The following is a 13,421-nucleotide window of genomic DNA, read 5'->3' as shown; positions in this document are numbered from 1 at the left end:
TTCTGATTTGCACAGTGCGCCACCGGGATGTTGGGGGATTCACATAAGTTTATTGGCGCGATAAAGTCCGACCAAGCGTTCCGGGAAGTCGACGGACGCCCTGCGGGCCGCTTGCCTGTCAGCGCCCGAACTGCAGATAGCTTGGCCGGAAATGACAGTAGGCCTCCAGCGCGGCCGGGTCCGGCATGGTGATGCGCCCTCCCTGCCAATGGATGAGGTCACGCGCGCGCAGATCCTGGATCACGCGATTCACATGCACTGTGGAAAGGCCTGTGGCTTCTGCGAGGTGGATCTGCGTGAGTGGCGAGTCGAACCCGTCGGATGTAGCGCCCCCTATCGCCCGCAGACGGTGCGCGAGCTCGCAAAACAGATGGCCGATGCGCTGGCGTGCGCTGCGCGCTGCGACGTTGCGCGTCCATTCGCGCTGAATGGCGAGCGTGGCGGTTCCTTCGATGCCAAGGGCCAGACGGATTCTGGGTGACTGGGTCCGGACGAGTTCGACGGCATCGGACAGAACCAGGGCGCAGTGCATCTTGTCGATGGCGCCAATGGAATGATCGATCGTTCCAGCCACCGGGAAAACCGGATTGCACAGGTCGCCGGGCAGGAGAAAGGCCACTATCTGGCGGCTTCCGTTTTCCAGCAGTTTGTACCGGCATCCCCACCCATCAAGCACGATCTTGAGGAAATGGATGTGATCGCCTTCGCGCACGAGATCGCCGCCGGCTTTCACCGTGCGGATTTCGGTGTCTACGAGATCATCCACCAGCGCCATGTCCGTCGAGGACAGGTCGGCATATTGCAGGAGTTTCAGGGCAAGTGGGCCTGACATGCTTGCTGGTCCCTTCAGCTGTTCCTTGAGCGTCGCGCCGATGCAACGCCGACGGCGTCGGCTGGTTTCCGGTTGCGATCATGCAAGGCCTTTCGGATCACCCGTTGACGATCGTTCCCCCGTTGGGATGAAGCACCTGACCGCTCATGTAGCTGGAATCCGCGCAGGCGAGGAACAGGAACGAGGGCGCCACCTCGTTGGGTTCGCCCGGCCTTCGCATCGGCGTGTCTTCTCCGAAAGACCTGACCTGTTCCGGTTCAGCGCCGCCGCCGGGGTTCAGAGGAGTCCAGATCGGGCCTGGCGCCACGGCGTTGACCCGTATGCCCTTTTCCACGAGGTTTTCGCTCAGTGACCGGGTGAAGGCCGTGATCGCGCCTTTGGTCGCGCTGTAGTCGAGCAGGTGGCGCGAGCCTTTGTAGGCCGTCACGCTGGTGCAGTTGATGATCGCCGATCCAGGTTCCAGATGATCCACGACGGCCTGCACCATATGAAACATCCCGAAGATGTTGCTGCGGAATGTCTGCTCCATTTGCGCGGAGGAGATATCGCGGATGTCGGTTGCTGGGTGCTGTTCGCCGGCGTTGTTGACGAGAATGTCGATCCTGCCAAAGCGGTTGACGATTTCGGCCACGCATTGTTCGCAGAATTGCGCGTCGCCGACATCGCCCTGCAAGGCGACGCCCCGCCGGCCTTCCGCCACAACCATTTCAATCGTGTTGCTGGCGTCGGTGCTATCGTGACGGTAGACGATCGCCACGTCCGCTCCCTCGCGCGCGAACAGGGCGGCAACCGCGCGGCCGATGCCGCTATCCCCGCCGGTCACCAAGGCCACCTTTCCCGCAAGGCGATCCGATCCCGCAAAGACGGGCTGCCACCGCGGCGCCCGCGCGAGCGCTTCCTCCTGGCCCAGTCGTCCCGTCGCACGTGCTCCCTGATTTTCGGCCATGTGGGCCGCCGATGCCTTGCCCTGTTGTTCGGCAGTGCTTTCGCCGACCTTGCCTTCGTTGCTCGTGGTATGCCGTTGCATGATCCTGCTCCAAGGTTTCGCCGGACCGGAAGGCAGATCCGGGTCGACCATCAATCACAACGGAACGCGGGAATTTCCCGTTTACTTACATGTGTGTTTGAATTGCGCATTGACTTGCAAAAAGAAGAACGGGCGATCGCGCGATTGGCGGGGCCGGTACTTGCAAGCGCGCTGAAGCGTTGTTTTGGCGCCGTGAGCCGTTTCTTTCCCTGGAAACACTCGAGGGGGAATCCGCTTTCATAAACAGTTACAATGAAAGGCGGATAGATGCTGAAATATGCCAAAATCGAAGAACTTCGGGCTGCCGGCGATATTTCGGTAGAAAGCTTCTGTCAGGGCCATCCGGACCAGCACCGGTATCGCGTGGCCGCCATTGGAACATATCCGCCCCGCCGGTGCGGTATCGCGACCTTTACCAGCGATCTCGTGGATAGCCTCAAAGCGGCCGATCCCGGTATGTCGATCGATATTTTCGCCATGGATTCGCCTGGGGCGCCCCAGCGTTATGGCAGCGAAGTCTGCATGGCGATCGGGGAGGGCGCGAGCGAAGACTTCGAGGCGGCAGCGAACAGGATCAACGCCAGCGGCACCGACGCGGTATGGATACAGCACGAATACGGCATATTCGGCGGCGAGGATGGCAACTACATCTGCAATCTCGTCGATCGCGTCGCCGCGCCCGTGATCCTGACGCTGCATACCGTTCTGCGCGATCCCACTCCCGGCCAGCGCTCGGTCCTGCAACATCTTATCGATCGTGCCAGCGCGGTCATCGTGATGTCGCACGAAGCGCGCGACCTGCTCGCCAGCCTGTACGATGCCCGCAACGTGACCGTGATTCCGCATGGCGTTCCCGATCGTCCGTTCGGCCGCGAGCCGGCTGCCAAGGCATGTCTGGACCTCGCTGACCGGCGCGTTCTGATGACGTTCGGCTTGCTGGGAAGCGGCAAGGGGATCGAGCAGGTGATCGAGGCGATGCCGGCAATCCTGGCGCGGCATCCGAACACTGTGTACCGCATCGTGGGTGCGACCCACCCGGCGCTTGTGGCGCGGGAGGGAGAGGCTTATCGCCACGCCTTGCAGGCACTGGCGCAGCGGTTGGGCGTGGCTGACCATATCCAGTGGGATGACCGGTTTCTGGAAACGGACGAGCTTCTCGACCAGCTGGAAGCCTGCGACATTTTCCTGACTCCCTATCCCAATCTTCAGCAATCCACGTCGGGAACGCTGAGCTACGCCGTGGCCTTGGGCAAGGCCGTGGTGAGCACACCCTTTTCCCATGCGCGCGAATTGCTGGCCGACGGTGTGGGTACGCTGGTCGAACCGGGCTCGGCGAACGCGATCGCCCAGGCCGTGATCGATCTGCTGGCCGATGCCACCACCCTGGAAACGATCAAGCGGCGCGCCTATGCCAAAGGGCGCGATGCGATCTGGCCGCGCGTGGCGGAAATGGCGCAGGCTGTGTTGCGCGTTGCCGCGCCGCCGGCCAAGCCGCTTCAGGTCGCGCCGGGCAAGAAGCCGGCCCTTGCAGGCGTGTTCGCCATGTCGGACAGCACCGGCATCTACCAGCATTCGCTCGGCATCGTGCCCGACCGCCGCCACGGATATTGCCTGGATGACAACGCGCGCGCGCTGATGCTGATGAACGTGGCGCGCGATCTGCCGGCGGGCGAACGGCTGCGCTGGTCGATGACCTACGCCAGCTTCATCGCCCATGCCTGGAACGAGGAAGAACGCTGCTTCCGCAATTTCATGAGTTTCGATCGCCGGTGGCTCGAAGATCGGGGATCGGCGGATTCCAACGGCCGGACGCTGTGGGCGCTGGGGCATACGGCGGAATGCGCGCCCGACGCGGATATCCGCGAATGGGCTGTCGAGACGTTCCTGCGATCAAGGCGTTGCGTCTCTTCCGAAAGCCCTTTGCGGACCCTTTGCTTCGCGATGTTGGGAGAAGCCGCGCTGCTGCGCGCGGGCGTCCCACACCAGCAGGCCGGTGATCTTCTGGATAAGGGCGGTCCGGTGCTGATGGCGATGCTGGAACGCACGCGGCGTCCCGAATGGGTGTGGTTCGAGCCGGCGCTGGCCTACGACAATCCGAGGATTTGCGAGGCGCTGATCGAAGCCGGCCTTGCCCACCAACGCGCGGATTGGGTGCAGGCGGCGCTGGAAGCGCTCGACTGGCTTATGCGATGCCAGACGGGCAGCCGGGGCCATTTCCGCCCCGTCGGTTCGGAAACCTTCGGCAAGCCGGCAACGGTCTTGCCGTTCGACCAGCAGCCTCTGGAAGCATGGGCGGCCGTCGACGCGGCCCGGACGGCCTATTTCATCGGCGAGGACGTGAAGTGGATTAGGTCGGCGCGCACCGCTTTCGCGTGGTTCGAGGGCGCCAACGACCGCAACGTGGCATTGGGCGACGCGGCTTCGGGCCGGTGCCGCGACGGCGTGACTCCGCGCGGGGTCAACCGCAACTGCGGGGCGGAGTCGGTTCTCGCCTACCATCTGGCGAGCCGTGCGCTCTCTGATCTCATTGCCACAGTGGAAGGACGAAATCTTGCAGGCAGGACCAGTACCGAACCGGCTTCGTATCAGCGACATTAGACTTCATCCCGATCCTGCGCGCGTCGTCTTGCGTCCATTCCATCTGGGATGGCAGGCCAGCAACGCGCCGCAGGACCGGGCCATCCGGCTGGTAGCCAACGTCCTGGCGCTTCCCGGCGACCGGGCGAAAGCCGAATACGAGCGGGTTCTGGCGGATTTCTCGGCGCGCCACTGGCACATCGAGAACGTCCTTGATGAACGGTACGCCCAGCTCGAAACGTCTCTGGGGCTGCCCGCCATTGCCGAGGGCTATCGCCAGCGGCTGATCGCGGCGTACTTCTGCCATGAATATACTTACGCCGCCGCCGCGCTGATGAACCCGTCGATCGTCCCGCATCCCGATCAATCGGGGCTGGAGGAGGGCGCCGTTCGCTTCGTGCTCAGCCTGCGCGCCGTGGGCGAAGGCCACATCAGCACGATTGCGTTTCGCGAGGGGATCGCGAGGCCCGATGGATCGTTTGCGCTGTGGCCCCAGGGCGATATCGCGACGGCGATGCGGCAGATCACCGGAGAGGGCAATCCGCCCCCTCCCGACACCCCAGGCGCGCGCGCGTGGATCAGTCGCGATATGGACAGCACGCTGACAAATTCGGTTATCTTCCCGGTCACCGAGCAGCAGCGCAACGGGCTGGAGGATCTGCGCCTGGTGCGGTTCGAGGATGATGACGGGAAAGCCGAATGGATCGGCACCTACACCGCCTATTCCGGCCAGTCGATCCGGTCCGAATTGCTGAGGACCAGTGATTTCAAGACCTTCTCTCTTGAACCGGTGGAGGGGCGCGCGGGGCGCAACAAGGGGATGGCCCTGTTCCCGCGGCGGATCGACGGGCAGTACATGATGATCGGCCGCCAGGACGGCAAGAATCTCTACCTGCTGCGTTCACCCCAACTGGATCAGTGGGACGATGACGGCGTGCTGCTGATGGAGCCGCGCTTCGCCTGGGAATTCATCCAGATCGGCAATTGCGGGAGCCCGGTGCTGACCAAGGCGGGGTGGTTGGTGCTGACCCACGGCGTTGGCCCGATGCGCAAATATGCGCTGGGCGCGGTGCTTCTGGACAGCGCCGATCCATCGAAGGTGCTGGCGCGAACGCCGGAGCCGGTACTAACCGCCGAAAATTCCGACCGGGCGGGCTATGTTCCCAATGTGGTCTATACGTGCGGCATGATGCCGGTGGGAGATCATCTTCTCATACCTTACGGGATATCGGACAGCGTGGTTGGCTTCGCGACCATCGCTATCGACGATATTCTGGCCACGATGGCCTGACCTTTCGGGTCAGGCCATCGCCCTCCGCAAAACTGCGGCGTTCCTCAATAGGCGGGCGGGTCGCTGGCCGGGAAGCTTTCATCCGCGGCCTGGTCCACCTTGTCCCAGTCATCCACGTCACTGCGCATGCTGTCTGGGCCGGCGTTGCGCACGTCGGCAAAACGCGATGACGAAGTATCGCTGGTTTCGCCCGGCGCGAACGCCGCCGGTTCGGTCTGTTCCTGCCGCGCCGTGAACATGCGGTACACCGTGTAGCCGACGGCCAGTGTCGATGCGATTTTCAGTACCGAGAACATCATCTTGAAGGCGAGCATGATCAATCTCCCATGCTGTTTGATGCTTCAAAGCAATTCGTGGCGGCGGGTTCCCGGTCATAACGCATGACAGTCTTTCCGCGCCCGGTTCACTGTCTTGGGCGTTAGGGCGGAACCGGTGTCACCAGCCGTCGTTGCATCTATCCGAACTTCATTCGACACGGGATGCGCAATGGCAGAGCTTGCGAGTTGGTTAGCGCCCATCGCGACGATGATTGCCGCGGTCATGACTGCGGCCAACCTGGGGCCGCGCCTGACCGGTGCGGGATTCGCCGTGTTTGCCGTCGGCGCGTGCGCCTGGTGCATCGTTGCCCTGCAGGCCGATCAGACGGGGCTGTTGCTCACCAACGTATTTCTGCTCGTGGTCGATGTGATCGGCGTGTGGCGATGGCTGGGGCGCGCGCGGTACGCGGAAGCGGCCCGGCGCGCGGCAAAGGCCAGCGCGTCGCGATCCGATGCCAGCCTGTTTTCCTTTCAGGATCTGCTCAGTGCTTCGGTCGTGGACAGCGGGGGCACGGCGCTCGGTCCCGTGATCGATGCCATGGGCAGCGTCGAGGATGGCAGCATTGCCTACCTGGTGGTTTCCGATGGTGGTGTCGCCGGCGTGGGGGAAGTCCTGCGCCGCTTCCCGGTTGACCGTCTGGCCTATGCGGAGGGGAAGGTGATCGCTTCCATCCCGCGCGCTGCCTTCGAAGCGCTACCGGCCATCGAGGCCGATCGCTGGCCGTTGGATGCCCGTCACGCGCGGTCCGGCATTCCCGAGATAGAGGGCGATCCGCGTCCATCTGCGAAAGGGGAACGATGAGCAAGTTCTTCACCCGATGGTCGTCCGCCATCTCCGCCGCCATGGGGCGTCCCGTGGCCTTTGCGATAGCGCTGGGCACCATCATCGTATGGGGTGTTTCGGGGCCGGTATTCGGCTGGTCCGACACATGGCAGCTCATCATCAACACGGGCACCACAATCGTGACGTTCCTGATGGTGTTCCTGATCCAGAACAGCCAGAATCGCGATGCGAGCGCCATGCAGGCCAAGCTGGACGAATTGCTGCGCGCGCTGGACAAGGCGCGCGAGGGGTTCGTGGGCATCGAACACCTGACGGATGAGGAAATCACCGCCCTGCGCGATGCGCTGGAACGCGAGTGCGGATTGCGCGATGGGAAACAGGCGACGACCGAAGATACCGTCGACCATCTGCTCAAGCGGACCTAGCGGCGGACGCCGCAGGCCGTCCAGACGCTCCTGACGAAGGACCGGCCACCGGTTCGCTTACCTGTGACAGGTTTGGGGACATAACGGAGCCTTCGCACCCTTTCCTTCCCACGAGAGGCGCGCCGCACGGGGCGTGCGCGCCAAGGCGGGCAATGCTGATGGAAGGGAAGAGACATGGCTGACAGCAGCAATACCATCGCTCCGACCTCCTCTCGTCCTCAATGCGCTGGGCCGGTGTCCTTTCTCGAAACCAGGAGTTTTCCATGACACGACTTATCCTTGCACTCGTTCCCGCGCTTGCGTTGGCCGCGTGCGACAAGCCCGCCGTCGTCACCACCGAACCGGCCGACGATATGGCGGTAACCACCACGCCCGCCGAAAGCGGCGTCCCGGCCGCGGCGGCGGTGGTCGATACCGCCGATTATCTGGCAAGGGCGGCGGCGGGCGACCGGTTCGAGATCGACAGTTCGAAAGCGATCCTGGAGAAGACCGGCAACGCTGACGTCAAGGCGTTCGCGAACATGATGGTCGCGGACCACCAGAAGTCTTCGGATGAACTGAAGGCGGCGGCCAGGAAAGCTGGTCTGGAAGTGCCGCCGGCATCTCTCGATCCCGATCAGCAAGGGCAGATCGATGCGATCCGCAAGACCTCCGGCACCGACGCGGACCGGGTCTATCTGAACGCGCAACGCACGGCCCATGCAATGGCCTTGAGTCTTCACACGGATTACGCGGCCAACGGCACGGTTCCGGATCTCAAGGCTACCGCTGGCCGCATCGCCACGGTCGTGCAGCACCATAGCGACAGGCTCAGCACTATCAGCGTCAAATGAGCATTGCCGGCACGTCCGGCAGTCTCGGAGGAGAGGATCATGCCTCAGGGTGACAAATCGAGCTATACCGACAAGCAGAAGCGCCAGGCCCGCCACATCGAAGAGGGGTACGAAGAGCGCGGAACGGATCGCGACGAGGCCGAACGGCGTGCCTGGGCAACGGTGAACAAGCAGACCGGTGGCGGGCAGAAGTCTCGTGCGAAACACAAGGGGGCGGACTGACGCGTCCGCCATGGTGGCGCGCCGGGCACGCCCGGTGCGCGGGGCCGGCTGGTCCACGAGGGCGAAACCCCCCGTGAACCAGCCGGGTCATCGCATTGGCGGCTGCGTGCTTGTTATGGCTGCGCCGGAGGAGGGGCCTCTGGCGGCTGGACGCCCGGGTCTATCCTGTCCGGTTGTTCGTTGGGTACTTCGCCCGGAACCTGATCGGGCGGCGTTTCCGGGGGAGATTCCGGGATATCGGTGTCGGGTGGGGATTCCGGGACTGTCGCCATTCTGGCCTCCTGCGCTCGGCGTGCTTGTTGCAATTTCAAACCCGGCACCGCGCTAAGGTTCCTTCAATTCCTGCTTATGTTTGCATCGCGCGGCGAAACGAAGCGAGATCGCGCCGTGATGCAGAAAAGCGAAACGGGGAACTTAACTTTTATCCGCACGTATCGATTTCACGTCTTTCCAAAGGAAATGCGATATCGAGGAGATTACCATGCGAAAGCGCGGGGATGAGGTTCATCTGAATACAGAAGAGGTTCGCAGCGGATCGAGCCCAAACATAGTACGCTGGGTGCTGGGGATCAGTCTTTTTATGGCAATAATTGCTCTTTCGGCAATATGGATCACCGGAGCGATTTCAGTATGAGAACAGGAACTGCAACTGGTCTGACACAGGCAACGATATGGCGATAGAGCGGGATAAATACCGCACTTGAAGAGTTTAAATATTTGGCTCTTATGGAGAAATTGCCATGGAAAACCAAATTGAACTCGACGAGACCAGCGATATCATTTCCTCGAACAAGGTCGAGGGGACTTCGGTTTACGATAGCGAGGGCAATAACCTCGGGTCGATCTACAACTTCATGGTCAACAAGCGGTCCGGCCAGGTCGAATACGCCGCGTTGCGGTTCGGCGGCTTTCTGGGGATCGGAAGCGACTATTATCCCATCCCCTGGGACATGCTGACCTACGATACCGACAAGGGTGGCTATCAAGTCGATATCTCGAAGGATTTGCTCGAGAACGCTCCGCGTTACGACGAGAACAGCGAACCGGTGTTCGACCAATCCTACGGCCGTGATCTCTACGGGTACTACGGCGTGCCCTACTCGTTCTGACCTGCTCCGGCGCGGTATTTCCCAGATACCGCGCCGGGCGTCGGCCGCTGGCCGTACGGCAAGGAATGTCGCGTCTTATCGGTGCGCCGCCGCGCCGCCATGCCTGCCTGGCAAAGGCCGTGCTATGCGCGCGGGGCACCCAAGGTCACTACCGGTGACGAACCCGATGCCATCCACCTCGCGATTCGCGCGGAGTTCCATGAAATCGCACACCAGAGCGGCGGCATGAGCCGCTTAAAATCTCTGACATTGTCGTCGGGGAAATTGCTGTTTTGAAGAATGGAATGGCGGAGACGGAGGGATAAAATTTTATTTGAAATAAAATGATAATCTGAAAATAATGACGATTGCCATAATTAGAGCCATAATATTTGATGCGAACTTCAGCGCATCAATATGAACCGCTCAGGCCAACCGAACCCCGACGGCCTCGCTTGCCTCGATTTGAAAGTCGATCACGACTGCATAACCCGTCTGGGCTTCATTTCCACTCGATGTATCGCGCTCCAGCCGCTGAAGGGGGCGAGGTGCCACCGACCTCAATATGCAGGGCTGCAACGGCCATCGCCTTCACAGCAGTCGTGCATATTCCAAAATCTCGTCCCCGAAACCCCACCTTCGTTCATAACGTTAGGCTAGCGAGGCTAGCCTGCAAGCCGATGACGGTGTTGCGACAGACCAGATAAGATTGTAGACATTTTTACGTCAAGCGCGGCGCGAAGCATGTGTTCGGAGCGAAAATGGCAAATGAAGCAAAGCCGTCGGAAGTCGGCGTCATTCCGAGCAGTAAAGATATTCAAGTGAGCCTGGATGATATTGCCGAGGTAGCTTCCGGAGCAGCTGGCGTTGCGTCGCCCCTTGCGGGTGTTGCGAAATCGCTGAATTCCACAAGCAAAGGTATGGAATCGACTCAGAATCGGTTCTTTGAAAGCTTTGATAAGGGTACCGACTTCTACACGAAGGCCATGGAAAATGCAGAAAACTCTGAGGAGAGAGATAGGATAAGAAAAGACTTCAAAGATCATATTGAACGCGGTGCCCAGATAGCGAAAGACAACAATGTGTCTTGGATCAAGATCGGTCTTTTTGGACTTGCGGCGGTTGCGCTTTTTGTTGCTGGTCCGTCTGCTGCGGCTCAAGTTTTGAAAAGGCTTTGATCGCCTCCACGCCGAACGCTAGATAGAAATGAGTAATTCTGCGATCACCGCGGCACCCGACGCTTCCGTGTTCGACGCAGTCCATCGAAGTTTGTTATTGGTTCATCTGGCCTAGACCTTTGGTGATCAGCTAGTATTTGGTAGGTGACTTAACGCGCTGGTGGGCGAGGAACGGTGATTTCCTGTCCTTGGACCTGCGTTCCGGGTGGCACCCGCTTCATCTGATAGTTGCTGCCACCGACCGCTAAAGCATTGTATGCCGTGCAAACGAAGTCCTGCACATCCTCTACTTCATTGCCGAATATGTCGAATGCGCGGGAAAATACCTTCAAAAAAACCGTAAGCCCTTCCTGAAAATGCAAAGCAGAAATTGCCGCCATTTCCGCCTGGCTAAGTGCTGGGCCCACAACGTGTGGTATCATATGTTGTGGGTCAGGTGGAGGGATATCGACGCCTCGTGCACCCCGCTTCAGCCAAGGAGTGAGAGGGACTACCCGTTCTTGCTCAACATCAGGCAGGCGAAAGCGAATGTGCCCCTGCCATTCCCAGCCATAGGCGGTGTACTGACTGGCATTGCGAACGACCAGTTTGATGGCGGGCTTCGGAGGTTGATTATCGAAGTTGATCCAGGCTTCTTCCACGTTAACGTGTGGCCGGACTGCTGCCGCGTTCATTCGCTTGGTTTCTTCCAGGGTCTCGATGCTTGCTCTGGCCCCTATAGCCGCCTGTTGGGCTGCGCGAACTGCCGCCCGAACCGCAATTGCTGAAAATGCGAGCGACGCGATCAAACCAAACGCCTGAATCCAGCCGATGACCACCTGACTGTCTGAGTTGCGCGCTTGAATCGCATCGCAAGATAGCCGACTCTGCTCAACGCCGACGCAGGGCGATGGCAGGCTGGAAGGTTTAGGTCCTGGTTGAGTAACGCGCTGTTCTTGTAGTGTTTTTTCGGCAGGCGCAGATGCCGTCAGCAACAGGAGAAACAAGAACACAAGAAAATGTCTAAGGCGCATTGGGCAGATATCTCCCGAGACTTTTATTTCATCTTCCATTCGCGATGACTTGTCGACCCGTAATGGTGCAGATGAATATCACCTTGTGCGGGGGGCCTCACTTTCGCCTTGATTCCGGAGTTCGGGACCCTTGGTGAGGGCATCGGAACCGGCCATACATTCATCCCGGCCGCCCCACTGCTGAAAGACGAGGGCTGGGATACTTGCGACTGACCGAAATCGGAAACACTGCGATAAGCGGACATTGAGCACTTCAGTAAGCGGGGTCTGGCGGCTACCATGAGCCACCACCGTTCGCCGGGATGATTGCAGTTCTTTGAGCGGAGTGGCGGTTGTCGGACGAGATCGGGGTTTCAGCGAGCGGTGCAGCGACTACTCATACGAGCGGTCGTATGAGTAGTCGGATAGAGATCGTTAGCCGTGTGTAGGATCGGGGCGTGTCAGGAGAAATTTTCGCTCTGTTGCCACCTGCATCAGAGTGACCGTGAGTGCGCGGCTGACCTCAGCGATGGCTGCCTTTCCTTTCTCGTCCATTGTGATCATCTCGCCCTCGGCGTAATATTTCCCGAAAGTCTCGGTGATGACTTTACGGATCGTTCGCTTGCGGCTCACATCCTGATAAAGTTCCATAATCGCAGAAAGACGCGCCAATCCTGTGCCGACCTGATCGCTGTCGTCAGGCTCATTCAGCCAGTCGAAATCGAAATGGGCCTTTGGGGCGACCTCGTCATCCCACTGAGCTGGCTCCAGCGGGTTGGAGGCTAGGGCAATCCCGACATTTGTTGGACCATCTGCCTCAGCCAGCACGATCTGCCACGAGAAGAGATTGAAAAGGTGGAAATAGGCTAATGTTCTCCCTCGACCGTCACTTCTGACATAGATGAGGTTGAACATCGGACCATGGGCAGTGACAAGATGCTCATAAGCAGGAGATGGGAGCTGGCGCGCATCTATCGCTGTGCGGTGCTCGAGAAAATCCCTGCTTCCCTGCAACACGAAATCGCGGGAGGCTGCAAATGAGGGTCCGCGCAGTGGCTTCGTTCCAACCAGTGTCGCCAGCAAAGCTAGGCTGGATTTTGTCATCGAGCGTAGCGCTTCGGCCCCACCACACTGGAGCTGGGCGTGGACCGGTTCAAGGAATTCGGTTTTGATCGAGGCCTCGCGCCCTTCAATCTGTGACCAAAGCCGATCTTCGCTCATCCCCATAGCCGCAGCCGCGTGAGGGACATATTTCCTCAATTGCGCTGGGCTCGAGACGTTGAGGCTCAAATTCCATCTTCCATTCGAGATCGGAACAGCCGTAAAGGGCTTACCACCGACGCGCTTAGGTGTGCCGTCAGAATCGAAGCTGACTGACCCCGTGACCGAGCTTATCCTGGGGAGGCCGGGCGGAGCTTGTCCGCTGCCGGCATGCATCTGGAACATGTTTCGTAATACCCGCAACTGATCGGGGAGCGCGCCGTCGATCTCGCTGCCGAATGTTTGATTGCAACTGCTGCAGACGGCCTTCTTTGTCGTCTTCCGGCCGCCCAGGGCATCGAGGAGAATGTGTTCGGGCTTGGTTCCTGGGCCGACATGATTGTCGCAAAAAATGCAGAGGGCTGTCACCGAAGTAGTCTTGGCCTTCCTATTACCCATTGCCCTATGTGTCCCGAGTGTCTCACCCCATTAACATACGACATATTCCATAATTTGCGAAGCAGGCTGAACGGGCTCCAACCGACGCCGCATTCTCGTGACGGATCACGACTGGCAGCTTCGTCCCACAATGCGCCCGTTTCCGGCGGCGCCCGCCATAAAAGCTGCCAATTGCGGCCTACTAAGTGATCGTTAA

The 13,421-nt window shown here is 60.2% G+C and carries 12 protein-coding genes and 1 pseudogene; 8 read left to right on the top strand and 5 right to left on the bottom strand.

The features are described from left to right. Positions 1–118: 118 nt before the first annotated feature. Both B3547_RS09320 and B3547_RS09315 read right to left on the bottom strand, forming a co-directional pair. The gene (locus B3547_RS09320) at positions 119–832 is read right to left on the bottom strand and encodes a Crp/Fnr family transcriptional regulator (protein WP_292962390.1); all 714 of its coding nucleotides are present in this window, start codon (positions 830–832) and stop codon (positions 119–121) included. A gap of 97 nt (positions 833–929) precedes the next feature. Continuing rightward, on the bottom strand, positions 930–1,778 hold the full coding sequence (locus B3547_RS09315) for an SDR family oxidoreductase (protein WP_370449729.1): 849 nt from the start codon (positions 1,776–1,778) through the stop codon (positions 930–932). A gap of 537 nt (positions 1,779–2,315) precedes the next feature. Here B3547_RS09315 and B3547_RS09310 point away from each other — a divergent pair. After that, complete coding sequence (locus B3547_RS09310; RefSeq protein ID WP_292962384.1) at positions 2,316–4,457, top strand: glycosyltransferase family 4 protein; 2,142 nt, start codon at positions 2,316–2,318, stop codon at positions 4,455–4,457. Positions 4,458–4,485: 28 nt separating this feature from the next. After that, positions 4,486–5,727 (top strand): glycoside hydrolase family 130 protein, encoded by a 1,242-nt coding sequence (locus B3547_RS09305; RefSeq protein WP_223806867.1) that lies wholly within the window; start codon positions 4,486–4,488, stop codon positions 5,725–5,727. A 44-nt stretch (positions 5,728–5,771) separates the two neighbouring features. Here the strand turns inward: B3547_RS09305 and B3547_RS09300 are convergent, their stop codons facing one another. After that, positions 5,772–6,041 carry a hypothetical protein gene (locus B3547_RS09300; RefSeq protein WP_255504612.1) on the bottom strand — a complete coding sequence of 90 codons (270 nt, stop codon included), beginning with the start codon at positions 6,039–6,041 and terminating at the stop codon, positions 5,772–5,774. 172 nt (positions 6,042–6,213) lie between these two features. Between B3547_RS09300 and B3547_RS09295 the strand changes: the two genes are divergently transcribed. The 6 genes and pseudogenes from B3547_RS09295 to B3547_RS09270 all read left to right on the top strand — a co-directional run bounded on the left by B3547_RS09295 (position 6,214) and on the right by B3547_RS09270 (position 10,574). After that, positions 6,214–6,846, top strand: coding sequence for a PRC-barrel domain-containing protein (locus B3547_RS09295; RefSeq protein ID WP_292962380.1), 633 nt, complete (start codon positions 6,214–6,216; stop codon positions 6,844–6,846). Next, positions 6,843–7,253 (top strand): low affinity iron permease family protein, encoded by a 411-nt coding sequence (locus B3547_RS09290; RefSeq protein ID WP_124811325.1) that lies wholly within the window; start codon positions 6,843–6,845, stop codon positions 7,251–7,253. The genes B3547_RS09295 and B3547_RS09290 overlap by 4 nt, the downstream gene beginning before the upstream one ends. A 221-nt stretch (positions 7,254–7,474) precedes the next feature. Next, complete coding sequence (locus tag B3547_RS09285) at positions 7,475–8,086, top strand: DUF4142 domain-containing protein (RefSeq protein WP_292962377.1); 612 nt, start codon at positions 7,475–7,477, stop codon at positions 8,084–8,086. A 39-nt stretch (positions 8,087–8,125) separates the two neighbouring features. Further along, positions 8,126–8,281 (top strand): annotated as a pseudogene (locus B3547_RS09280) (plasmid stabilization protein); the annotation flags it as partial. 767 nt (positions 8,282–9,048) lie between these two features. After that, a complete protein-coding gene (locus B3547_RS09275; RefSeq protein ID WP_124811141.1) occupies positions 9,049–9,417 on the top strand; it encodes a PRC-barrel domain-containing protein in 369 nt (122 codons plus the stop codon). A 740-nt stretch (positions 9,418–10,157) separates the two neighbouring features. Continuing rightward, on the top strand, positions 10,158–10,574 hold the full coding sequence (locus B3547_RS09270) for a hypothetical protein (RefSeq protein ID WP_292962372.1): 417 nt from the start codon (positions 10,158–10,160) through the stop codon (positions 10,572–10,574). A gap of 149 nt (positions 10,575–10,723) precedes the next feature. Here B3547_RS09270 and B3547_RS09265 read toward each other — a convergent pair whose 3' ends face one another. Beyond that, positions 10,724–11,626, bottom strand: a complete 903-nt coding sequence (locus B3547_RS09265; protein ID WP_292962370.1) for a hypothetical protein — start codon at positions 11,624–11,626, stop codon at positions 10,724–10,726. A gap of 375 nt (positions 11,627–12,001) precedes the next feature. Next, positions 12,002–13,195 carry an HNH endonuclease gene (locus B3547_RS09260; RefSeq protein WP_292962367.1) on the bottom strand — a complete coding sequence of 398 codons (1,194 nt, stop codon included), beginning with the start codon at positions 13,193–13,195 and terminating at the stop codon, positions 12,002–12,004. Between the last annotated feature and the right edge of the window lie 226 nt (positions 13,196–13,421).

The sequence above is a fragment of the Novosphingobium sp. UBA1939 genome (genome assembly GCF_002336885.1).
Classification (GTDB): domain Bacteria; phylum Pseudomonadota; class Alphaproteobacteria; order Sphingomonadales; family Sphingomonadaceae; genus Novosphingobium.
Note: the sequence above shows the minus strand (reverse complement) of the source record. Positions and strands in the feature narration are given on the sequence as shown.